Annotated in this window: 24 protein-coding genes; 7 read left to right on the top strand and 17 right to left on the bottom strand. The window is 66.4% G+C overall.

The genetic code is table 11. From position 1 onward, the window contains the following. Positions 1-32 precede the first annotated feature (32 nt). Positions 33-170 (top strand): alpha/beta hydrolase, encoded by a 138-nt coding sequence (locus HWX14_RS12240; RefSeq protein ID WP_175882951.1) that lies wholly within the window; start codon positions 33-35, stop codon positions 168-170. Positions 171-349: 179 nt separating this feature from the next. On the opposite strand, the gene infA is transcribed toward HWX14_RS12240, so the two are convergent. From infA to HWX14_RS12220, 4 genes are all read right to left on the bottom strand, one after another. After that, positions 350-613 carry a translation initiation factor IF-1 gene (infA, locus tag HWX14_RS12235; RefSeq protein ID WP_006483034.1) on the bottom strand — a complete coding sequence of 88 codons (264 nt, stop codon included), beginning with the start codon at positions 611-613 and terminating at the stop codon, positions 350-352. A gap of 466 nt (positions 614-1079) precedes the next feature. Then, positions 1080-1283 carry a cold-shock protein gene (locus tag HWX14_RS12230; RefSeq protein WP_006483056.1) on the bottom strand — a complete coding sequence of 68 codons (204 nt, stop codon included), beginning with the start codon at positions 1281-1283 and terminating at the stop codon, positions 1080-1082. Between the two features lie 431 nt (positions 1284-1714). Continuing rightward, positions 1715-2131, bottom strand: a complete 417-nt coding sequence (locus tag HWX14_RS12225; protein WP_175882950.1) for a type II toxin-antitoxin system VapC family toxin — start codon at positions 2129-2131, stop codon at positions 1715-1717. After that, positions 2118-2354, bottom strand: coding sequence for a DNA-binding protein (locus HWX14_RS12220; protein WP_069618041.1), 237 nt, complete (start codon positions 2352-2354; stop codon positions 2118-2120). Before HWX14_RS12220 ends, HWX14_RS12225 begins: the two co-directional genes overlap by 14 nt. Positions 2355-2851: 497 nt before the next feature. Between HWX14_RS12220 and HWX14_RS12215 the strand changes: the two genes are divergently transcribed. Further along, complete coding sequence (locus HWX14_RS12215; RefSeq protein WP_175882949.1) at positions 2852-4078, top strand: acyltransferase; 1227 nt, start codon at positions 2852-2854, stop codon at positions 4076-4078. Positions 4079-4089: 11 nt separating this feature from the next. Here the strand turns inward: HWX14_RS12215 and HWX14_RS12210 are convergent, their stop codons facing one another. Beyond that, entirely contained in the window at positions 4090-4767 is a 678-nt protein-coding gene (locus HWX14_RS12210) for a hypothetical protein (RefSeq protein WP_175883568.1), read from the bottom strand. Positions 4768-6005: 1238 nt separating this feature from the next. Between HWX14_RS12210 and HWX14_RS12205 the strand changes: the two genes are divergently transcribed. Then, the gene (locus HWX14_RS12205) at positions 6006-7097 is read left to right on the top strand and encodes a branched-chain amino acid ABC transporter substrate-binding protein (RefSeq protein WP_244130247.1); all 1092 of its coding nucleotides are present in this window, start codon (positions 6006-6008) and stop codon (positions 7095-7097) included. Between the two features lie 95 nt (positions 7098-7192). Here the strand turns inward: HWX14_RS12205 and HWX14_RS12200 are convergent, their stop codons facing one another. Both HWX14_RS12200 and HWX14_RS12195 read right to left on the bottom strand, forming a co-directional pair. Further along, the gene (locus HWX14_RS12200) at positions 7193-8122 is read right to left on the bottom strand and encodes an asparaginase domain-containing protein (protein WP_175882947.1); all 930 of its coding nucleotides are present in this window, start codon (positions 8120-8122) and stop codon (positions 7193-7195) included. Positions 8123-8134: 12 nt separating this feature from the next. Beyond that, positions 8135-9280 (bottom strand): pyridoxal-phosphate dependent enzyme, encoded by a 1146-nt coding sequence (locus HWX14_RS12195; RefSeq protein WP_175882946.1) that lies wholly within the window; start codon positions 9278-9280, stop codon positions 8135-8137. Between the two features lie 50 nt (positions 9281-9330). On the opposite strand from HWX14_RS12195, the gene HWX14_RS36740 reads away from it, so the two are divergent. Continuing rightward, on the top strand, positions 9331-9465 hold the full coding sequence (locus tag HWX14_RS36740) for a hypothetical protein (protein WP_279611809.1): 135 nt from the start codon (positions 9331-9333) through the stop codon (positions 9463-9465). Positions 9466-9472: 7 nt separating this feature from the next. On the opposite strand, the gene HWX14_RS12190 is transcribed toward HWX14_RS36740, so the two are convergent. Continuing rightward, positions 9473-10102: a PAS domain-containing protein gene (locus HWX14_RS12190; protein WP_175882945.1), complete on the bottom strand. Its 630-nt coding sequence runs from the start codon at positions 10100-10102 to the stop codon at positions 9473-9475. Positions 10103-10758: 656 nt separating this feature from the next. Here HWX14_RS12190 and HWX14_RS12185 point away from each other — a divergent pair. Further along, positions 10759-12147, top strand: a complete 1389-nt coding sequence (locus tag HWX14_RS12185; RefSeq protein WP_175882944.1) for a DHA2 family efflux MFS transporter permease subunit — start codon at positions 10759-10761, stop codon at positions 12145-12147. Positions 12148-12156: 9 nt separating this feature from the next. On the opposite strand, the gene HWX14_RS12180 is transcribed toward HWX14_RS12185, so the two are convergent. Beyond that, the gene (locus HWX14_RS12180) at positions 12157-12537 is read right to left on the bottom strand and encodes a DUF4377 domain-containing protein (protein WP_175882943.1); all 381 of its coding nucleotides are present in this window, start codon (positions 12535-12537) and stop codon (positions 12157-12159) included. 129 nt (positions 12538-12666) lie between these two features. Between HWX14_RS12180 and HWX14_RS12175 the strand changes: the two genes are divergently transcribed. After that, positions 12667-13527 carry a hypothetical protein gene (locus tag HWX14_RS12175; protein WP_175882942.1) on the top strand — a complete coding sequence of 287 codons (861 nt, stop codon included), beginning with the start codon at positions 12667-12669 and terminating at the stop codon, positions 13525-13527. 145 nt (positions 13528-13672) lie between these two features. Here the strand turns inward: HWX14_RS12175 and HWX14_RS12170 are convergent, their stop codons facing one another. Then, on the bottom strand, positions 13673-13861 hold the full coding sequence (locus tag HWX14_RS12170; RefSeq protein WP_175882941.1) for a hypothetical protein: 189 nt from the start codon (positions 13859-13861) through the stop codon (positions 13673-13675). A gap of 80 nt (positions 13862-13941) precedes the next feature. Here HWX14_RS12170 and HWX14_RS12165 point away from each other — a divergent pair, with 80 nt between their 5' ends. Beyond that, complete coding sequence (locus HWX14_RS12165) at positions 13942-15138, top strand: tyrosine-type recombinase/integrase (protein WP_175882940.1); 1197 nt, start codon at positions 13942-13944, stop codon at positions 15136-15138. A gap of 120 nt (positions 15139-15258) precedes the next feature. Here HWX14_RS12165 and HWX14_RS12160 read toward each other — a convergent pair whose 3' ends face one another. From HWX14_RS12160 to HWX14_RS12130, 7 genes are all read right to left on the bottom strand, one after another. Next, positions 15259-15477 carry a YXWGXW repeat-containing protein gene (locus HWX14_RS12160; RefSeq protein WP_124700257.1) on the bottom strand — a complete coding sequence of 73 codons (219 nt, stop codon included), beginning with the start codon at positions 15475-15477 and terminating at the stop codon, positions 15259-15261. A gap of 56 nt (positions 15478-15533) precedes the next feature. Continuing rightward, positions 15534-16697, bottom strand: a complete 1164-nt coding sequence (locus HWX14_RS12155; protein WP_175882939.1) for a DUF1501 domain-containing protein — start codon at positions 16695-16697, stop codon at positions 15534-15536. Then, a complete protein-coding gene (locus HWX14_RS12150; RefSeq protein ID WP_175882938.1) occupies positions 16694-18088 on the bottom strand; it encodes a DUF1800 domain-containing protein in 1395 nt (464 codons plus the stop codon). The genes HWX14_RS12155 and HWX14_RS12150 overlap by 4 nt, the downstream gene beginning before the upstream one ends. Before the next feature lie 218 nt (positions 18089-18306). Further along, a complete protein-coding gene (locus HWX14_RS12145; RefSeq protein ID WP_175882937.1) occupies positions 18307-18819 on the bottom strand; it encodes a periplasmic heavy metal sensor in 513 nt (170 codons plus the stop codon). After that, a complete protein-coding gene (locus tag HWX14_RS12140) occupies positions 18816-19235 on the bottom strand; it encodes a hypothetical protein (RefSeq protein ID WP_175882936.1) in 420 nt (139 codons plus the stop codon). The genes HWX14_RS12145 and HWX14_RS12140 overlap by 4 nt, the downstream gene beginning before the upstream one ends. Further along, positions 19232-20026: an RNA polymerase sigma factor gene (locus HWX14_RS12135; protein ID WP_175882935.1), complete on the bottom strand. Its 795-nt coding sequence runs from the start codon at positions 20024-20026 to the stop codon at positions 19232-19234. Before HWX14_RS12135 ends, HWX14_RS12140 begins: the two co-directional genes overlap by 4 nt. A 236-nt stretch (positions 20027-20262) precedes the next feature. Continuing rightward, positions 20263-20562, bottom strand: a complete 300-nt coding sequence (locus HWX14_RS12130) for a YXWGXW repeat-containing protein (protein ID WP_175882934.1) — start codon at positions 20560-20562, stop codon at positions 20263-20265. Positions 20563-20855: the final 293 nt, after the last annotated feature.

Here is a 20855-nt window from a genome sequence, read left to right as displayed (position 1 = left end):
CGTTCAGTCGTCGGCCAGGGCGGTTTTCAGCGATGCAGGCGACGTTTCTCGCATGGCATCCGAACGCGCGGCTCGTGACGATACCGAATTGCGGGCATTACCCGATGCAGGAATATCCGGCGTATTTCGCGATGGTGATCGAGGATTTCGTGCGGGACGCGGCTGCCTGAGCGTGGAACACGCACGGCACCGGCAAAGGCGGGACAAGCAGAAGAAGCCACCGCGGCGCGACGGCGCCGCCGGCGACCGACGAACGGCACGCTGTGCGCCGTCCATCCGGTTCGTCCGGCCATCAGGCCGGACAGGTGTCGATCGGTGCGCGCTGCCGCGGCGCACCGGTCGTGGCCGCTTAGCGGCGCGGCTGCCCGCTTCGCGGCGGACGCGGGGAATTCGCGTCCTTGTGCCGGAAGTTGATGCGGCCCTTGGTGAGGTCGTACACCGACAGTTCCAGCGTCACACGATCGCCCGCGAGAATGCGGATGTGGTTCTTGCGCATGCGGCCCGACGCGTACGCACCGACCACGACGCCGTTTTCCAGCGTGACACGGTATTTGCTGTCCGGCAGCACTTCGTCGACGATTCCGTCCAGTTCCAGCAGTTCTTCTTTTGCCAAACCAATTCCTCCAGACAAGGTGATTGACCGCGGCCGCGGCAACTGCCCGGCGCCGGCTCCCGCAAACGGGACGGCGGCCGGCCGGCGGCCGGGATCGGTTCGTTCAGACGGGCCACGGGCCAGTCTTGCGATCGGAGCCCGGCGCGTTGCGACGTTCGGGCGGTCGGTGGCTGCGGCGCCAGCAGCGCCGCGCAAGTCGGGACCGCGCCAGCTACGGCATGGCGGCGGTCTGCTCGGGTTGATGCGTTCAAGCGGTGATGCGCTCGCGAAACGGCGTGCACTTCGCAAGGGCGTTGCGTCGCATGCGGTTCAGGCATGCGATGAGGGAGGCGTCACGACCGATGCATCGTGAATGTCGCGATGCATCGGTCGTGCGCATCGGAACGCGCAGGCCGCCGTCAAGCAGCGCCCCGCGCGATACTCCATCCGGCAGCGGCCGCCGATCGGCGACCGATGCCGATGCGGCTTACTGCGGCGTGATGTTCGACGCTTGCAGACCCTTCGGGCCGCGCTTCACTTCGAAGCTGACCTTCTGGCCTTCGGCCAGGGTCTTGAAGCCCGTGCCGCGAATTTCCGAGAAATGGGCGAACAGATCGTCGCCGCCGTTGTCCGGGGAAATGAAACCAAAGCCCTTGGTTTCGTTGAACCACTTGACGGTACCGGTATCCACAAATACTTCCTTAATACAAATGAAATGAACATGCGCCCGTGACGGGCACAGAAAGAATCAAAGAGGGAGAGACCAACGACTGCCGCACGGTGTGCGGCCAATGATGAGCAATCGAACTTCTTGACGACTTCGGTCTCGGACACTACGCGGTAACGCGCACTTCGTCAAGTTATTTTGACGCGGCGCACAAGCGCGGACTCTCGGGCGGCCCTCAACGATGCCGACCGGTCACGGGGTTACATCGTCTGTCGGGACGGGAGGACCGGCGGTAAATCGCTGCGATTTCGGCGCGGACCGCGCGCCGGAAGGGGCCTTCGGCACCGAGCACGGATTGTAGCGGCCGTGTCGAGCCGGCCACGGGAACCAAGCGTCGCGCGCTAGCCAGCCTCCCGCCTCCCGATCTCGCGCGACCGCGGGCCGCCGCCGCGACGCTAGTCGAACGGATTCAGCAACCGGACGCCGGTGCGAGCGAAATCGTCGACGTTGCGCGTGACGACCGTCAGATCGTTGATCAGCGCGGTGGCCGCGATCAGCTTGTCGAGTTCGTGCGTCGGATCGGGCACGCGCAAATGCCCCCACATCTGGCCGGCCTCGATATCGACCGGCAGGATGTTCGACGCATAGCCGGACAGGATCATCGTCATCCAGGCCTCGAGCGCCGACGCCTGCTGGTGATCGCCGCGATGACGGATCAGGTCGACACCGCGCCGCAGCTCGGCCACCGTCACGATGGACAGATAAAGCGGGCTCGCGTCGGCTTCGGCCTGCCTGAAGAACGCCCGCACGCCGCGGTTGGTTCGCTTGCCCTTCCTGATTTCGCTGATGACGTTCGTATCAATCAAAAACACGCCTGACCTCGCCTGAATCCTGAACACGTTGGAAATCCGCGTCTTCGCCCACCTCCGGCATGCTCATCAGCACTTGCGCAAATGTCCGCCGCTTCGGCCGGCCGAGCGCTTCGGCCAGAATGGCTCGATGTTCGGCCTCGGCGCTCCTGCCGTTGGCCGCCGCCTGCTCGCGCAGGCTTTGAACGATAGTGTCATCCACGTTACGCACCAGAAGATTTGCCATGAGTACCTCCATCCAGATTTGCTATCAATGATAGCGCCATGAAGATAAATTGCAAGCATTGCTATCACCTTCACAACCGGATGGACCACGGGTCGGCATGGACCAGCGGCAGCGGACGCAGGAGTCCGTCCATCTTCCGCCGCTGGCCCGACGCATCGAACTGCTGTCGCTCAAGGTACGCCGGCGCGGGAAGATGGGGAAGCCGGCCGGATGGCCAATCGACTGCCATCGATAACGACACATGTCCGGCCAGCGAGGAACGGGATTTGCGAGACGACCGCCGTGGACGGCATGCGCGACGAATACAGGCGTCGCATCGGTTCATGCTGAAACATCGTGTTGCACAACCGGCCGCGGCCATCGCGATCGTTTGATACCATCGGATCACAAGACCGGCGATCGAACGCCGTGCGAAGCGCGCAGAAGACCTTGCATCGACGCGGACCATCCGACCATCCGTGCCTGAAATCCCGATCCAAGACACGAGACGCTCTTCAGTGGACTTTGTTACGCCCTCTCTGGAAACCCTGTTCTCCCCGACACCCGACAAACTCTACTTCCCGGCATGCGTGGCGGCCGTGGCGATCATCGCGTGGCTCGTCGCCCGACACGTGCCGTTCTACCGGTTGGCCGTCGACAAGTCGCTGTCGATGCGTTACCGCAATCTCGACGGTTTCCGCGGCCTGCTGGCCATCTCCGTGGTTTTCCATCACTTCGCGTGCAACCAGGCGTTGCTGTCGACCGGAACCTGGGGTGCCGACTCCGAGTTCCTGCGCAATCTCGGGACAATTCCCGTCGCGATGTTCTTCATGGTCACCGGGCTGCTGTTCTGGGAACGCGCATGCCGCGGCACGCTCGACGTGCGGACCTTCTTCGTCGGACGCGTGCGCCGCCTCGCGCCGCTCTATCTGTTCTACGCGGCCGTCATCGTCATCTGCACGCTTTACTGGTTTCCCCACAACGCCGTCGGCGCACCGACGCAGTTGCTGGCAGATCTGCTCAAGACCGTTTCGCTCGGCTGGTTCGGCGCGTTCCCGATCAACGGCGCGGAGCGAACGCCGTATCTGAGCGGCGTCTGGTGGACCCTCGCATACGAATGGCGGTTCTACGTCGCCGTTCCGTTTCTCGCGTGGTTCGTCGCCACGCGTGCATGGCGCAAGCTGCTCGCGCTCGCGATCGTCACGGCCTGCGCGGCGCTGTTCGGGCCGCCGGGCGGCATGGCGCTGCTGTTCGCGTGCGGCGCGGTGGCCTACGAGGTGTCGCGGCACCCCGCGATCCGCGCGCGGCTCGCCACGAAACCGGCGGCGGCCGTCGCGCTGCTGATCCTCGCGCTGTCTCCGTCGCCGGCCGAACGCTATTCGATCGAAGGCGCGCTGCCGCTGCTTCCGGTGTTCCTCTGCATCGCCAGCGGAAACTCGTTCTACGGTGTGCTCAAGACCCGGCCGCTCGCGCTGCTCGGCACCGCCAGTTTCAGCATCTACATGATCCACATGGTGATCGTGTACATGATCGTCCATGCGTTCAACAAGTTCGTGATCCCGATCAATTCCGCCGGCGATTCAGGCATCTGGGCGCTCGCCTTGGCATGCGCGCTGGTTGCCGTCCTCTGCGCGCTGCTGACGTACCGCTACGTCGAACATCCGTTCATCGGGAAGCGCCACGACGCACGCCCGGTACGCCATGCGGCCGAGCCCGCTCGCGAGCGTCAAACGGTCATGCAGTGACCCGTGCGTGTTCAGAAGCGGTACGAGATGCCGATCTGCAGGACCGGATACCACCGATAGCGCGACATCCTCTGCCGCAGCGCGTCGAGGCCGCTCGCGACCAGCACCTGGCTCTTCGCCGGTCCGGCCGCCGCGGCCAGTTCCGGTGACAGCGTGTACGAACATTTCGGTATCCCGTACGCGACGCCGAGATCGGCGACGAACCCGAGCCCTTTCGACGCCGGCCGATGCCCGTAGCCGATTCCGGCATACGGCATCACGGTCGGATAACGCGCTTCCGCGACCGCGTACATGCCCGGCAGCGCCGGATAACGCTTGCCGCCGAATACGTAGGTGCCGTTGGTCGGCACCGACACGCCGCGAAGCTCGTCGTCGTTGAAGCGCAACCCGAGCGTCGCGCGGAAGCCGCTGCCCCGCCACGGAAAGATGTCGGCATACAAGCCGCCCTGGCGCAGCTTCAGGTCGTCCTGATAGCGGTTGCCGGCCACGGTGAAGTCATGCGTCAGATTGATCGCGTTGAAATCCGCGTGCGCGCCCAGCATCGAGTTGAAGCTCACGGCCGCCCCGATGCCGACGCCCTGCGTGCCGCCCTGCAGATAGATTTCCTGCGCGTGCGCACTCGCGACGAACATCGCCGCGACCGCAGCCCATTGGTTCACTGTCGTTTTCACCGGCGCCTCCCCCGACATGTGCCGGGCGCGACGCGACGCACACGCGGCCTTCGTCGCGATGCGCGATGCGAACCCCGGCACGACACCTTGCAAGCACGCTTGCTGTTCGACGGACCGGGACGCGTTGCGCGGTGCGCATGACCGATACGACATGCGCTGCGCATGCGCCGTGGCACACGGCGCGCGCGACCCGATCCGATTCCCCGTTTGTTTCGATGTCGTTGCATGCCGCCGATGCGCGGATCGTTCTGGCGACATTCGTCTGCGCCGGCGGCATCGGGGGAACCGCAAAGGGCATGCCATGCGGCGCTGACCGAAGCGGAAAAAGCGCCATCCGTCGGTACACGTAGCGGCGCGAGTCGCAATCGGGAGGAAATGTTTCAGGAACGTATCCGTATTCGGCGAGCGACGCCGAAACGCGCGATAGACGGCATCTCGCGCCGAGCACGCAACGCAGGCACAACGAGGCTGGACGGTCATCGGCGCAGGGAGGTCGCCGTTGCGATCGATCTCAGGCGAAGGAATACATTGGAAAAGGGTTGCAAAACTGCGACCTCGCGCCGGCCGCCAGCGACGCCGATGCGCAATTCGGTGTGACGAGGCAGGGTGAATACCGATGCGTGCGCAAGCATCTTGTTCGTCTCACGGGTACGCGTGATCGCCGGATCGAGCTGCCCAGTTCGAGCAGTACCGGAAACATCCCGGCCTCGTTCGCAGCCTCCGATGCGATCGACAACCCGTCGCGATCGGGCCAGCGCAGACGGCCGGCCGAACCGAGCGTCACGAACGACCCGCCACCCGGCGCGCGCGAATGCCCGTGCGCCCCTTGCCGGTCCCGCCACTGCCGCCGAACACGAGTACCGCGCCCGCGGAAATCCGTTGTCGTTCATGCGTTCATGTATCGATTCGTCGCTCAGGCCACTGGTCGGCGCCGGGCACAAACCAAGGGTTTACCCCTACAATACATTTTATTTAATTCTAGATAATCTTTCTAGAAAGGGATGTCCCATGGGGCGAACGGGCCGCCAATGAGCGATCGGGTTTCCGATCAAAACGCTACGGAGTGCAAATCGGTTTGCCCTCTGGCGATGGGCTGCTCTGACGAATACTCACATTCGAAAACGTCGCCAATGTCGTGACTTCGATAGGAGACGCCGCATGCATTTTCAACAGCAACCCGGTTCAACAAGAGGCTCAAGCATATGAAACTTCAACTCAAACCCATCCACGCCGCGCTGACGCTCGCCTGCGTTGCCATGGTCTACGGTCAAGCTGCGCTCGCCGACGTGATCGTGAAGATCGGCAGCGCCGAACCGCTGACCGGCAACATTGCACACATGGGCCAGGATGCGGCCGATGGCGCCAAGCTCGCCGTCCAGCAGATCAACAAGGCCGGCAACCTGGTCATCGGTGGCCAGAAGGTCGTCCTGGAGATCGATTCGCTGGACGACCAGGCCGATCCCAGGATCGGTACCAATGTCGCGCAGAAGCTGGTCGACGACGGCGTCGTGGCCGTGATCGGCCACCTGAACTCCGGCGTGTCCATCCCCGCGTCCAAGATCTACCGCGACAACGGCGTCACCCAGATCACGCCGGGCTCCACCAATCCTCAGTACACGCTGCAAGGCTACAAGACCGCCTTCCGCGTGATCGGCACCGACGCCCAGCAGGGCCCCGCCCTCGCGAAGTACGCCAAAAACCAGAAGGTCAAGACGGTCGCCATCGTCGACGACGCCACGGCCTACGGCCAGGGGCTTGCGGACCAGTTCGAGAAGACCGCCAAGGCCGAAGGGATCCAGGTGCTATCGCGCGATGCGACCAACGACAAGGCGACCGACTTCAAGGCCATCCTGACCAAGATCAAAGCCGAACGCCCCGACGCCATCATGTATGGCGGCGAGGACGCCACCGGCGGCCCCTTCGCCAAGCAGGCCATGCAACTGGCACTCCGCGCCCGGATCCTGGCGGGCGACGGTGTCTGCACGACCGACCTGGCCCGGCTGGCCGGCGACGCCGCCGACAATCTGGTCTGCTCGGTCGCGGGCGGCGATCTGTCCGCGATGGCCGGCAGCGCCGCGTTCGCCAAGGAACTGAAGGCCGTGTACGGCCACGATCCGGTGGTCTACTCGCCGGTTGCGTACAGCGCCGTCTACGTGATCGTCGATGCGATGAAACGCGCGAACTCGGTCACGCGCGCCGGCATCCTGTCCGCCATGCCCGCGACCAATCTGAACACGCTGATCGGCAATATCCGGTTCGACGAGCACGGCGACCTGAAGGACAGTTCCATCTCGCTCTACAAGTACGTCAAAGGCAAGCGAACCCTGCTGGAAGTCGAGAAGATGTGAACGAAGCGGGACTGACGCGGGAGCCGCCAGGCCTCGCGTCAGTCCCGCACTAGGTCGATCTTTGCTGAGTTCGTTGAATAACCGCCGTCCGCCGATCAGCGCCCGGCCTTTCCGCTGCGATTTGCACGACCCAGCTCGGCTATGAGCCGAATCCGTGCCTTCGATGCGTTCAGGCCGTCATAACCTGCCGTGGTCAGGCCGAGGCTGTGGGCGCGGTCATAGGCATACTTGGAGACGGCTGGATTGACCCGGAAACCATGGGCACAGCGTGTCGATAGCACGACCGGGATATGCGCAGCGGCTTCGCCCAGCAATCTCTCCGACTGCGCCGAGAACCCCCCTGCCCCCTTGCCTGCCACGACGATACCGTCGAGTTCGGAGCTATCCGGGAAGCCGACGAGTGACCCGAAAGTCTCCATGACGATCGCCACGCGGGCGCCGAGATCGGCTACATCGAGTTCCGCGTAGCGCTCGTCAACGACGCACGAACCTGTGAGCGCGACGATGTCGGCCTCGATGGAGCCGCGGATCGCCGTTTCCGGTCCGAAGGGCTGAATGGCCTGCGGCCATACCTTGACGATCGAGACCGGATCGAAAATCCGTCCCGCGAAGGCCACGAGGATGCTCGCGCCCTTCGGCATGGCCCGTGCGAGACTGGCAGCATCGGCCAGATTGCGCGGACCATCGGCATTGGCATTGCCGCCGGGGATCGCCGCGCCGGTCAAAACGACCGGCCGGTCGCGATCAAAAAGCAGCGCGGCTGCATAGGCGACATCTTCCATTGCGTCGGTGCCGCAGCACATCACGAAAGCTTCGCTGTCGCGATCCTGCCGCATCACATCGCGCGCCCGGCAAAGTGACGCGAAAGTCAGATCGCAGCTATCGACGGGATCGATGTCATGTCCGATCCAGCCTGCCTGACCGCTCAAGACGATCAGATCGCGTGCCGATAGACGCTTGATCGTCCCATCACCCTGATAGTTTTCCGTGATGGTACCGCCGCAATTCAGGAGTCCGATTTTCATGAGGGATGGCCTTTAGACAAGCGTATCGGGAATTTCCGAGTACATCGCCGCGATGGCTTCCGCGTTCTTGATACCCGTGCCCGTCAGCAGGACAACCGTTTCCTCTCGCGCCTGAATCGCCCCAAGTTGCGTGAGCCGATCAAATCCTGCAACCGCAGTCGCCGAAGTCAACTCCGGCAGAAGGCCCAGTCGCGCAATGCGCCTGAGCGCTTCGACGATCGCGTCTTCTTCCACGGCCACAGTCGTGCCGCCCGTCTCTCTGACAGCGTTGACCACTTGCGCCAGCCGCAGGGGATGAGCGATGGCCGTCCCCTCGGAGACCGTCTTTCGAATCTCGCGCGGAACGGGCGTCGTGACGCCCGCGTGGAAACTGGCATCGATAGGCGAGCAGTTCAATGGCTGGCAAACGAAGAGCCTGGGCATTTTGTGAATCTGACCCGCGCGCATCAGCTCCGAGAACGCCACATAACAGCCGAGTACATTGCTGCCCGCGCCTGCCGGCATGACGATGTTGTCCGGCGCCTGGAAGTTGAGGTCCTCCCAGATCTCGTAGCCGATCGACTTGGTCCCTTCGAGGAAAAACGGCTGCCAATTGTGGCTGGCGTAGAAGATGCTCGCGGACTGCAGGACGGCCTCGTCCTCGCATGCCTGTCGAGGCCCGTCGACCAGTTGTACCTCCGCCCCATAGGCTCGCATCTGCGCGATCTTCGCGGGCGACGCGTAGGCGGGCGCCAGAATCTTCACGCGCATCGCGCCTGCAGCGGCATAAGCCGCCACCGACGCGCCGCCGTTGCCTGAGCTGTCCTCCAGAACGGACGCGATGCCTTGCTGCCGTAACATCGAGAGCATCACCGTGGTGCCGCGATCCTTGAAGCTGCTCGTGGGGCTGAACCACTCCAGCTTGAAATGCGGCCGATGGTCGCCCCACATCTTCTGGATCAACGGGGTGCAGCCTTCCCCCATGGAAATGGGAGAGACGATCTCGACGGGAAGCGATGCGCGATAGCGCCATTGGGAGCGAAGGCGCCGGTCGATGTCGTCGCGGGAAATTCCAGCCTGCGGCGAGATCAGGAGCGGTTTGCGGTCGTCCGAACACCACCGAGGCGTGTCGAGCGGATAGGTGGTGCCGCTGAGCGGCTCGACATAGTGCGGTTTCAAGTTTTCCGACTCCTCTTTGGCACAGACCGGATCGCTGCAAGAGCAAGACGATGATGGCTGTGGCGTTGGGGGTGAAACGCGCGGCCCGCGCGCGGTCCGTGCAGTTCGAAAGCCTCGCGCGGCGCGGCGGTCACGTCGTCTGTCATGAGCAATGGATCGACGACATGCTCGTCGACGAAAATTAGCGTGGCGTCATTTGACATCGCTGTACACCGTTGCGCGAGAGACGCCCAGGTAGACGGCAATGGTGTCCATCGCCCGACGGACCTCGAGCAGGCCGGCCGCCTTGAGTTCCTTCAGGAGCGAGCGGCGGTCCTCCGGCTTGAGCGAGCGCGGCGTCGACGCCATGCGTGCGGCGAACGCGTCGATGCGGGTGCGGATGAGATCGGCGCTGGCGGGGTCCAGCGATTCCCTGGCGGGCGTGGCGCCCTCGACCGCCATGAAGCTGCTCAGCATGTTCTGAAATCCGCGGAACAACGTGAGGTCGACGTTCAGGCACAACGCGGCGATGTAGTCGCCGTTGGAATCCTTGATACCGATGGACGTGCTCTTCACCTGGCGGCCATCCGAGAACTGATTCGGATAGTTGGCGATGATCTGCTCGTAGGCAGCATCCATGATCCGAGCAAGCCCCAGTTCGGTCGCCGGCTGTCCGACTTCCCGACCTGACAGATTGTTGTGGATCGCGAGCACCGCGTGCTCGGGGTCCAAGAGGTCATGGACCACGACCTCGGTAAATGGAGCGAAGGTCCGGGCCAGCCCTTCGGCGACCTGTTTGATCTGCCCCAGCAGCAGCTGCTGTTCGGGAGTCTTCTTCGGCATGTCGGGTCCAGTGGTTTTCTTCCGCATGCCGGGCAGTTTGGTCACATCTAGACACTTTGTCAAATTAATCACAATTCGTCTAGAATGAGGTCCCGAGCACCCCGGGTAATTGGCAGAGGCACCACGACGACTCGAGGCCAGCGCTTTCGGTATTGTTTTTCTTCAACACGTTTCCTGTACGTGTCGATGCTGACGCGCAGCGGATTTCGCCGAACCGCCCTCGATGTGCGTGCAAGAGAATGCTTTCCATCGTCTTACCTCGCCCTATCTGGGCCGCGTGTTCGTCAGTTTCGCTGTGTAGGTCTTGCAGCCCCCACTTTTAGCGACCACCAAAATGACCAAATAATAGGTCTATGGTTTTATCAAAACCCGGCCACTTTCCCGCACTTTATTAGGGCTTGGGTCGCAGATGCGCACGCTAAGTCGGCTGCCGCCCCGCTTCGGTGAAACTGCGGCAATTCGTGACGATCGCGGAACGTCTTGAGCCAGACGGGATTGAGCATTCCGGATTGTCATTTCCGATGACAGTGAATGTCTCGAGGCGGCTTCCCGATGACCGGCGGAATCGGTACCATCGAGCGCTCGAAGTCCGGCCGGTGCCGCGCGACCGCGCACCGGCGCCGTCCACACCGGACCGTCGCACCACCGATTTCGCCATGTCCCGGGAACCCACACATTCCGTGCTGCTCTGGATCGTCGCCGCTGCCTTCTTCATGCAGTCGCTCGATACGACGATCGTCAACACCGCGCTGCCCTCGATCGCCCAAAGCCTGCATGCGTCGCCGCTCGCGATGCAGCCCGTCGTGGTCGTCTACACGCTGACGATGGCGATGCTCACGCCGGCCTCCGGCTGGCTCGCCGACCGGTTCGGCACGCGCCGCGTGTTCTCGGTCGCGATCCTCGTGTTCGTGCTCGCGTCGATCGGCTGCGCGGCGTCGCACACGCTCGGCCAGCTCGTCGTCGCGCGCGCCGTGCAGGGCATCGGCGGCTCGATGCTGCTGCCGATCGGGCGGCTCGCCGTGCTGCGCCGCGTGCCGGGCGAGCAGTACGTCGGGGCGATCGCGTTCGTGTCGATCGCCGGCCAGCTCGGCCCGATCGTCGGGCCGACGCTCGGCGGCTGGCTCACGCAGGCGATTTCGTGGCACTGGGTGTTCATCGTCAACGTGCCGGTCGGCGTGGTCGGCTTCATCGCGGTGCAGCGCTACCTGCCGCACGACCAGGCGACGCAGCCGCCGCCGTTCGACTTCGTCGGCTGTGCGCTGCTGTCGGCCGCGATGATCGCGCTGTCGCTCGCAATCGACCCGCCGATGTCCGCGCACCGCGCCGCGTGGGCGGCCGGGCTCGCCGTGCTCGGCGTGGCGAGCGCGCTCGCGTACCTGCCGCACGCGCGGCGGCGCACGCAGCCGCTGTTCCGGCTCGGGTTGTTCCGCGAGCCGAACTTCGGGTCGGGGCTGCTCGGCAACCTGCTGTGCCGGATCGGCACGAGCTCGGTGCCGTTCATGCTGCCGCTGCTGATGCAGGTGCAGCTCGGCTATACGCCGCTGCAATCGGGGCTGATGATGCTGCCGGCCGCAATCGCGGGCGTCATCGCGAAACGGTGGATCGCACCGCTCGTGAAGCGCTTCGGCTATGCGGCGTTTCTGGTCGTGAATACGGGGATCGTCGGCTGCGCGATCGCGGGGTTCGCGCTGGTGTCGGCGCGGCCCGCGCCGGTGCTGGAAGGCGTGCTGCTGATCGTGTTCGGCGCGGCGAATTCGATGCAGTTCGCGGCGATGAACGGCGTGACGCTCAAGGGGCTGTCGCACGCCGACGCCGGCAGCGGCAACAGCCTGTTCACGATGATGCAGATGCTCGCGATGGGGCTCGGCGTGTCGATCGGCGGCGGGCTCGTCAACCTGTTCGCCGCCTATCAAGGGTCGATGGCGCACGGGTTCATGCTGTCGTTCGCGTGCATGGGCGCGGTGACGCTGCTGTCGTCCGTCGTGTTCCGGCGGATCGACACGGCCGCGCCGCCGGCCGGTGCGGCGGCGCGCCCTTCCGCGTGATCGCCGCCGTCAGTTCACCTGGCGGCGCTCGACGACACGCTTGAGCACCCAGCGGATCGACGAACCGTCGGCCGGCGGCTGCGCGACGCGGTATTCGTCGACTTCGAGCGTGTACAGGTAGCCGGGCTGGTACGGGAACCCTTCGATTCCCGCGTACCACAGGCTCCACGGCTCGCTCGGGCTGCTGCGCACCTGCAGGCACTCCATCGGTGCGACGCCCGTGCAGCGCGCGGACTGCGGTGCGACGTAGACGGTCTTGGTCACCGGCTTGCCGTCGGCCGCACGGGTGGCATTCGGCGCGGTGGCAGCGGCGTCGGTCTGGCATCCGGCGACGAGCATGCCGCCGGCAATGACGGCCGCGCCAAGCAGCGTTCGGGTCTTGTGAATCATCGGGTATGCCTCCGCGAGCGTTGGGGGCCAATTAGACGAGCCACCCGGCGAGAAGGTTCACAAACACCTTACAGGACGCGTTCGACCACCGCCGTTTATCGGGTGTCGCGTGCGAGACAATGCATCTCCGTGTTCCGGTTCGGCCGCGCGCTTCGTGATCGGCGGTCCGCACGTGCACGCCGTGCCGACCGCGACCCGGCGGCCGCAACGGGAGACAACTCGAATGACCACGGCGCCTCCGGCCTTGACGCCGCATTTTGCCAGCCGAAACTGACGGGCGCGCCGTTCGGCGCATGGCTCACGACGACCGACGAAGGCCCCGTTCGAGGACGTCCCTGTCGCTGGTATGCGGGGCACGGCGGGCTTGCGGCATTCGTCGTGAAAAGCTTGACGCCACGGTCATCGCTTCGACCCTCACCGAGTTGCATTACGATCTCGATTCCCATAACAACAGAACACTCGACAATGGCCGATCGACATTCCGGGATCGTAAAACGCAAGCACCGCTTTTCCACCACGATGGCGAACCTGCTCGTCTGTGCCGCGGCATTGACCGTAAGCTGGCACGCGCTGGCGGACGAGCGCGACGATTTCCTCAAATACCTGAACGGACCGGTGTATGACGGGCCGATCGCCGAACCGAAACTGCGCACTGCACAGGACCGCGAGTTCGCCAGGAATATCCGGGACGGCGCCGCCGTCAACGAAGTGACATTCGCGAGCCACTACATCCTGTGGACCTTTGATTGCGGACACAACGACAATTGCATGCGCGTGTTCGCGCTCGACGCTAAAACGGGCAACGTGTATTGGCTTCCGACCATCGTGCGCGAAGTAAAGATCACGGACGACAGTACGCCGACCGATTTCCGCTCCGACAGCCGGCTGCTCGTCGTGAACGGCAGGCCCGACGGGCAACCGCGCGGCCGATATCGCTATCTGTTCGAGAACGGCAAGTTCCGGTTGCTGGACAAGCAGGTCGACGGCTGACGCAACAGCCTGCGGTCGCCGCCGTGCCGCATCGGTGGCGACTCCCCACCGTCACATCCGCCTAGTCCGTTTCATTCGGAGCGCCGGCGCATGCCGTCTAACCTGTCCCTCCATCCAACGCCTCAGGAGACAGGAATGGAACGCTTCACAGAAAAGTGGCGTCGTGACCGGCGTCGGACGCCAGGCAGCACCGTGCTTCGCCGAAGCCAGCGCACAGGTCGTGCTGCCGAACACCGTCGTGTCGGCCGCGGAAGAGCTCGGCCGCCGCGCGCTTCATCACCGGCCAGGCGGTCGCCGTCGACGGCGGCTTCACCGTATGGCGATCGTGTACCATCGGCGCTTCCCGATACGCTTCGACGCACTGCCTTCGTTCGCCGGCCACGCCCGCGCGGTTCGCGCAGTGCGTTCCTTCGCATGATCTCACCCGCTCCGTCCGACACTGCACTCCGCCCGCTGCCGATCGATACGCTCGTCGTGCCGGCCGCGCTCGACGGACGCACGGGCACCAACCGCTCGGGCAGCGCGCATCCGCAGATCGCCGCGACCAACGACCTCGACGCGGTGCGCGCATGGCTCGCGCGCTTCGTCGATACGCCGACCACGTTCCAGAACTACCGCAAGGAAGCCGAGCGCCTGCTGCTGTGGGCCGTGATCGCGGGCGGCAAGCCGCTGTCGTCGCTCACGCACGAGGATCTGGTCGTCTACCGGCAATTCCTGCGCGCGCCCGCGCCGGCCGAGCTGTGGTGCGCGAACGGCGGCCGCAAGCATCCGCGCGACGATCCGCGCTGGCGGCCGTTTTACGGGCCGCTGTCGGCGGCCAGCCAGCGGCAGGCGCTGGTGATCCTGAACGTGATGTTCTCGTGGCTCGTCCAGGCCGGCTATCTGGCCGGCAACCCGCTCGCGTTGTCGCGGCAGCGGCAGCGCCGGCCCGCGCCGCGCGTCACGCGCCATCTCGGGCAGCCGCTGTGGCAATCGGTGAAGGACGCGATCGCCGCGATGCCGCGCGACGATGCGCGCGCGTGCTTTCATGCGGACCGCGCGCGGTGGCTCTTCACGCTGCTGTATCTCGGCGGGCTGCGCATCACCGAAGCGGCCGATACGACGATGGGGCAATTCTTCTGCCGGCGCGACGCGAACGGGCACGAACGCTGGTGGCTCGACGTGACGGGCAAAGGCGGCCGGCAGCGGCTCGTGCCGGCCACCGACGAGATGATGGCCGAGCTGTCGCGCTATCGACGTGCGCACGGCCTGCCCGCGCTGCCGTTCGACGGCGAGCCGACGCCGCTCGTGCTGCCGGTCGGCCAGACGCGCAAGCCGCTCACGCGCGCGGCGCTGCACCGGATCGTGAAGCAGGTGTTCCGGCACGCGGCCGACCGGCTGCGCGCGAACGGCGAGGCCGGCGAGCAGGCGGCGCACGTGCTCGAACAGGCGTCCGCGCACTGGCTGCGCCACAGCGCGGGCTCGCACATGGCCGACGGCCGCGTCGACCTGCGGCTCGTGCGCGACAACCTCGGCCATGTGTCGCTCACGACGACGAGCCAGTATCTTCATGCGGACGACGACTGGCGGCATCGCGAGACGGAGGAGAAACACCGGATCGGGTGGGACTAGGCTGCGTTGCGCCGCTCGGCGTGCGAGGTCGAGGCCGCCGCTGCTGCGGCATTTAGCACGGTCGCTTGCCACCGGCAGGTTGATCTAGCCGCACAGCAGCACGTCGATACGCTTGCCGTGTCAGTACACGCCCACCCAGTGCCCCGGCACCCATGCCCAGTGATTGCCGGCCCACCGGTAATGCCCCTTCGCCCAGCGATAGCCGGGCGCGGGCGGCGGCGGCATCACTTCGACGACGGGTGCCGGCTGCGGCGGCCGCACGGGCTCGACCACGCAGGCGGACATCAGCACGGCACTCGCACTCACCAGCACGGCCAGCGAAACGGATCGGATCTTCAATGTCGATTCTCCTGTTGTGTAATAGGTTGATCGGGCCGCGCGCGGCATGCGCCGCATCACGCGACCCCATGAATCAAGCCGCTCATCGGCCGCGTCGTGCCGCTTTCCGCGAACAACGCGGCCGCGGTGCGGCGCGGATCGAGCCGCAGGCTGTCGGCGGCCGCGCCCGCGATCAGCGCGTCGAGCGACGCGGTCGGCTTCAGGTCGCGCCCTTCGTACAGGTCGCCCGGCCGCAGCCCCGGCCAGTCGGCGATCACGCGCCCGCCCGCGACCGCGCCGCCCGCGAGCATCGCGACCGATGCCTGCCCGTGATCGGTGCCGCCCGTGCCGTTCACCGCGGCCGTGCGGCCGAACTCGGTCGCGACCAGCACCGTGGTCTGCTGCCACGCAGATCCAAGGCCGTCGCGCAATGCGGCGAGCATCGTGTCGAGCGCCTTCAACTGATTCGCGAGCCGCGCGTTCTGCGCGCTATGGGTATCCCAGCCGCCCGTCTCGATCATCGCGATCCGCGGGCCGTCGTCGCGCGCGAGAAACGTCGCGGCGAGCTTGCCGACGCCAGCCGGGTCCTGCCGTGCATGCGCGTCGCCGGCAAGACCGCGTGCTTCCATCGCCGATTGCCACAACGGGCCGAGCTGCGCGTCGGCTTCGTAAAGCGCCGACACGCGCGTGAGCAGATCGTCCGGCGCGGCCGGCAAGCCGGACGGCGCATACGACGCGGCCTGCACGGGGCCGCGCAGCGCAAGCGGCACGGTCGGCGCGAATGCGATCGCGCTGTCGCGCGTCGCCGGCAGCAGCGCGGCGAGCCGGTTCAGCCAGCCGTCCTTCACCTGGTACGGCGCACGGCCGCCCGTTTCGAGCACGTTCTGGCCGTCGAAATGCGAGCGGTCGCGATACGGCGACGCAATCGCATGGACGAACAGCGCCTGCCCGTCGCGGTACAACTGCGCGGTCTGCGCGAGCGACGGATGCAGCGCGAACGTGCCGTCGAGCCGCGTCGCGGCCGCGGTGTCGATCGCGAGCGGGCCGCGCAGCGACGCATACGCGGGCTCCGCATACGGGACGACGATGTTCAGGCCGTCGGCCGCGCCGCGCTGGATCACGAACACGAAGCGACGGTCGGTCTCGACGTTCGCGAATACGATCCGCGGGGCGACGAGGATCGCGCCCGCGCCGGCGGCGGCGACGCTGAGGAATTGTCGGCGGGACAGTGCCATGGTCATCTCCGTTGGAAATCGGGCGACACGAGCAGCAGCGCGAGCGACGTCGTCGCGCTTTCGGCGCGCGCGAGCGCGGTCGCGGTCGTCGCGCTCATCGAACCGGCGAGCAGCGTGTTGCCGAGCGTGCGCGGATCGAGCCGGTCGCCCGTGCGCGCGGCCAGACGCTGCGCGATCTCGACACGGCGCACGAGCGCGTCGGGCGCGGCCCAGCTCGCGGCAACGTCGTCGTAGCCGGCCGGCGAGCCCGGCCGCCACACCGGCTGGCCGAGCTGTGCGAGCAGCGGCGCGGCCTTGAGATCACCGGTGTCGCGCCAGCCGAGCCCGCGCAACGACGATACGGCCCACTCCCACGGCGTCTTGAACTTGCGGTTGACCGGCGCCCACGCGTCGGGCGCATCGACCAGCGCGCGATAGACGGTCGGCAAATCGCCGCCGCTCGCATCGAACGCACGCGCGAGCCGGTCGGTCAGCGCGGGCGGCGGATTGTCGGCGACGAAATGACGCGCGAGCTGGAACGCGATGTGCCGGCCCGTCGGCTCCGATCGCGCGAGGTCGTGCAGGATCGCGCGCGCCTGCGCTTCGCCCGGTTGATCGTAGGTGCGGCCCATCACCGTGCGTGTGCCCGGTTCGTGCAGATTCGCGCGGAACACGAATGCGCCGGGCGCCGCATCGCCCGGTTGCGGCCCGCGCCCGCCGGCGATGCTCCAGCCGGTCAATGCGCGCGCGAATTCCGTCACGTCGGCTTGCGTGTAGCCGGTGCGCACGCCGAGCGTATGCAGCTCCATGATCTCGCGGGCGAGGTTCTCGTTGAGCCCGCGCTTCGCCGACGGATTGCGTGCCTGCGCACGCAGCGCGGCCGGGCTGTCGGGGCCGACCGAGCGCGCCTGATCGAGGAACACCTGCATCGCGGGATGCTGTTCGACGGCGACGAGCATGTCCTCGAAACGGCCGAGCACGTGCGGGCGAATCGCGTCGCGCTCGAACGCACCCGCGTACGCGGCCACCTGCCCCTTGTCGACCGATACCGCGAAATGGTTCGCCCAGAAATGCACGAGACGCTCGACGAACGGCGCAGGCGTATTCAGTGCGCTGTTCATGCGCGCGGCGACGGCGCTGCGATACGCGTCGTAGCCGTCGCGGCGGATCGATTGCTCGGTCGCGCGCTTCGCAGCCGGGTCGTCGCTCTTCATCGCGTTGCGTGCATCGGCAAAGCGCGTGGCGAGTGTGATTGCGTCCGGTTCGCCGGCCCATGCGGCGGGTCGTGCGTCGTAGCGGTCGAATTGCGCGACGAGTGCCGCTTTCGGGTCGGCAGGCGGCGCTTCGTCGGCGCGTGCGCCGAGACCGAAGCGGTTCAGCGCGATCGCGGCCGGCGTGGAGTCGTTCGGGTGGTTCATGACGGGCTCTCTTGCGGTGCGTACTCACGTTCAACGCAAGCACACCGGGAAATCCGTCGCGGGAAGGGGAAATTTTTTTGTTATCGGAGAAACGCCGGGCGGAGGTCCCGCAGCGCGGCGGCATGCATCGTCAACGGACAACGGCCGCGCGACTCACCGGAACCGGCACACGCATGACGCGCGAGCAACACGCGGACCGCATGCCGCCCGCGCGCGGTTTATTCGGTTGACTCGCTCGCCGATGCGTCCGGCTTCTTCTGCAGTTTCGGCGGCAGACGCCAGTTGCCGCTGCGCTGCAACCCGTCGACGAACTTCGCGCGCTCGTCGGGCGTCAGCGTCGCCGCGAAGTCGACGACGCTGCGCTCGACCTGCGCGCGCATCGCGGTATCGGCCGCGCGCGTACGGTCGAGCGCCGCATCGATCGCCGCGCGATCGAGTTGCGGCGCGGCGAGCAGGTCGAGCACGGTGATTCGGCCATCGCGCCCTTCCCGCGCGAAATCGCGGCCGCTCTTGCGCGCTGCCTTCAGCGCGGCGGCGAACTCGCGCTGCCGCGCATCGGGCAATTCATCGGCCGCGAAACGCAACGCGGTGCGCGATGCAGGCGCGCCCGCCGCATGCAGGTCGCGATGCGTGGCGAACCACTGATACGCGCCGCCGCCGATCGCGCCGAGCATGAACACATTCAGCACGACCGAACCGACGAGAATGAATTTCCGGCTGCGTTCGGTCATTCGTCGGCTCCGTCGATGCTCGGGCCGCCGAACGTCGTCGTCAGGTAGCCCGGTTCGTGTTGCGCGATCGGCGCGCTGCCGAGCATCAGCATCGACACGGCGACCGCACCGGCAAGCGCGCCGGCCAGCCCGACGCCCGCGAACGCGGCGCCCGACCACCACACTCTGCCGCGGCTTCGCGCGCGTTGCGGCGTCGGCGCCGTCGCGACGATACGTTCGACCAGCGCCGGCGCGGGCGGCGCGACCGTGTCCTGCATCAGCCACGCATCGAGCTCGGCCGCCTCGTCGAGCGCTTCCAATGCGTCGCGCGGATGCGTGTGCGCCCACGCTTCGGCCGCCGCGCGTTCGGCTTGCGGCCAGCGCCGCGCATCCGAGCCGTACGCGGCGACGATGGTACGAAATCGTTCGGGTGTCATCGCTTGTCCTCGCTAGGTGGGTCGCCGGCCAGTTGCGCGCGCAGGTTGCGCCGCGCACGGGCGAGCAGGCTTTCCAGCGCATCGACGGTGATGCCCATCAGGTTGGCCGCTTCCACATTCGACATTTCCTGATAGTACTGGAGCACCAGCGCTTCGCGCTGCCGCGGCGGCAACGCAGCCAGCGCCTGCCGCACGCGCGCGTCGCGCGAACGCAGTTCCGCATGCACGGCCGGCTCCGGTTGCGTGTCGGGCACGTCGGGCAGCGTGTCGACGGGCTCCTCGCGCCGGCCGCGCAACCGGTCGTAGCACAGGTTCAGCACGACGCGATGCAGCCACGTGTCGAAGCGGGCTTCGCCTTCGCGCCAGCGCGGCGCGTGGTTCCAGATTCGCAAGAACGTCTCCTGCGCGACGTCCTCGGCTTCGTTCCGGTCGCCGAGCATGCGCGTCGCCAATGCGAGCAGCCGCGGCAGCTTGCGCGCGACGAGCACGCGCACCGCCGATGCATCGCGCGCGCCGACGCGCGCGACGAGTTCCGCGTCCGGATCGCGGTCGCCGCGATCGTTCAACGCCGCCTGCTCCGTCGCGCGGCGCGCGGGCGTCGCCCTGTCACGGCAGGTATTCCCGCCGCCCGGATGAAGCTCATCGTCGTGCTCTCCTTGCATGCGTCGGGCCATCGCCGGACGGCGCCATGCCGATGGTTCCGACGGTTCGGCATCGCCGCGTGCGTCGCGCCCGGCGTCGCACACGATATCGGCCGTGCCGGTTTCATCGACATCCGGTTCGCGCCGCATGTCGATCCTGTTGGCCGGCCGCGCGACCGTCGGCCGGCGCGCTCAATATACGACGACCGGCGCGGGCCGGTAATACACCGGCCGGGCCGGCACCACGACGCAGCCGGCCAGCACGATGGCCGCGGCCGCCAGTATCACGATGGTTCGAAAAGGCATCGCTTCGACTCATGATGTTGCGTGAAAAATCCGCCGCGCGGGCATCGCTTCGACGCGCGGCGGCGTGCACGTCAGGGCCGTCAGGCCCAGTGGCCCGGCACCCAGCGCCAGGCCGGCCCGCGCGCGGACCAGTGTCCGGGCACCCAGTGGTAACCGACCCGCACGATCTGCCAGTGGCCCGGAATCCATACGTAACGGCCCTGCCGCCAGTGCCAGTGACCCTGATCCCAGACGTAGCCCGCGCGGGGCGCCGGCAGCACTTCGACACGCGGCGGCGGCGGCGCGTAAGGCGCGACGATCACGGCCTGCGCGAATACGGCGGACGCCGCGAGCGCAGCCATGCAGCCGGCAGCCAATCGCAATGGAACAGAAAGTTTCATGAAAGACTCCGAAATAACGGCATCGACCGGAAGCAGTCGTTCATGCGTTTAAACGGAGCAGGCCGGAGAAATCCGTCGCGACATCGGCGAATAAATTTCGGGGGCCGCCACGAGCGTCGATGCCGATTGATGGCGTGCGACGCGCGACCGTACGTATCGGCCAGCGCGCACGCAGGGTTGCGGAACTGTCACAACGCGGCAAAACTGCCCTTCGACAATGCAGGCGACCGGGATCCCGCTCGTTTCCGGCCCACGCCCCGGCCGTGCTCGCGCATGGCCGTGCGGTTCCCCAC

The sequence above is a fragment of the Burkholderia sp. BCC0044 genome, from assembly GCF_902832955.1.
Taxonomy (GTDB): Bacteria; Pseudomonadota; Gammaproteobacteria; order Burkholderiales; family Burkholderiaceae; genus Burkholderia.
The sequence above is the reverse complement of the archived record's forward strand: the minus strand, read 5'-3'. Positions and strand labels throughout refer to the sequence as shown.

What these genes read in the sequence shown, in the direction of transcription:
- HWX14_RS12240 (WP_175882951.1), top strand. Translation starts at nt 33, where the DNA reads ATGCAGGCGACGTTTCTCGCATGGCATCCGAACGCGCGGCTCGTGACG.
- HWX14_RS12220 (WP_069618041.1), bottom strand. Translation starts at nt 2,354, where the DNA reads ATGGCAAATCTTCTGGTGCGTAACGTGGATGACACTATCGTTCAAAGC.
- HWX14_RS12210 (WP_175883568.1), bottom strand. Translation starts at nt 4,767, where the DNA reads ATGTCGGGGGAGGCGCCGGTGAAAACGACAGTGAACCAATGGGCTGCG.
- HWX14_RS12205 (WP_244130247.1), top strand. Translation starts at nt 6,006, where the DNA reads ATGGTCTACGGTCAAGCTGCGCTCGCCGACGTGATCGTGAAGATCGGC.
- HWX14_RS12200 (WP_175882947.1), bottom strand. Translation starts at nt 8,122, where the DNA reads ATGAAAATCGGACTCCTGAATTGCGGCGGTACCATCACGGAAAACTAT.
- HWX14_RS36740 (WP_279611809.1), top strand. Translation starts at nt 9,331, where the DNA reads ATGATGGCTGTGGCGTTGGGGGTGAAACGCGCGGCCCGCGCGCGGTCC.
- HWX14_RS12190 (WP_175882945.1), bottom strand. Translation starts at nt 10,102, where the DNA reads ATGCCGAAGAAGACTCCCGAACAGCAGCTGCTGCTGGGGCAGATCAAA.
- HWX14_RS12185 (WP_175882944.1), top strand. Translation starts at nt 10,759, where the DNA reads ATGTCCCGGGAACCCACACATTCCGTGCTGCTCTGGATCGTCGCCGCT.
- HWX14_RS12180 (WP_175882943.1), bottom strand. Translation starts at nt 12,537, where the DNA reads ATGATTCACAAGACCCGAACGCTGCTTGGCGCGGCCGTCATTGCCGGC.
- HWX14_RS12170 (WP_175882941.1), bottom strand. Translation starts at nt 13,861, where the DNA reads ATGGTACACGATCGCCATACGGTGAAGCCGCCGTCGACGGCGACCGCC.
- HWX14_RS12165 (WP_175882940.1), top strand. Translation starts at nt 13,942, where the DNA reads ATGATCTCACCCGCTCCGTCCGACACTGCACTCCGCCCGCTGCCGATC.
- HWX14_RS12155 (WP_175882939.1), bottom strand. Translation starts at nt 16,697, where the DNA reads ATGACCATGGCACTGTCCCGCCGACAATTCCTCAGCGTCGCCGCCGCC.
- HWX14_RS12150 (WP_175882938.1), bottom strand. Translation starts at nt 18,088, where the DNA reads ATGAACCACCCGAACGACTCCACGCCGGCCGCGATCGCGCTGAACCGC.
- HWX14_RS12145 (WP_175882937.1), bottom strand. Translation starts at nt 18,819, where the DNA reads ATGACCGAACGCAGCCGGAAATTCATTCTCGTCGGTTCGGTCGTGCTG.
- HWX14_RS12140 (WP_175882936.1), bottom strand. Translation starts at nt 19,235, where the DNA reads ATGACACCCGAACGATTTCGTACCATCGTCGCCGCGTACGGCTCGGAT.
- HWX14_RS12135 (WP_175882935.1), bottom strand. Translation starts at nt 20,026, where the DNA reads ATGCGGCGCGAACCGGATGTCGATGAAACCGGCACGGCCGATATCGTG.
- HWX14_RS12130 (WP_175882934.1), bottom strand. Translation starts at nt 20,562, where the DNA reads ATGAAACTTTCTGTTCCATTGCGATTGGCTGCCGGCTGCATGGCTGCG.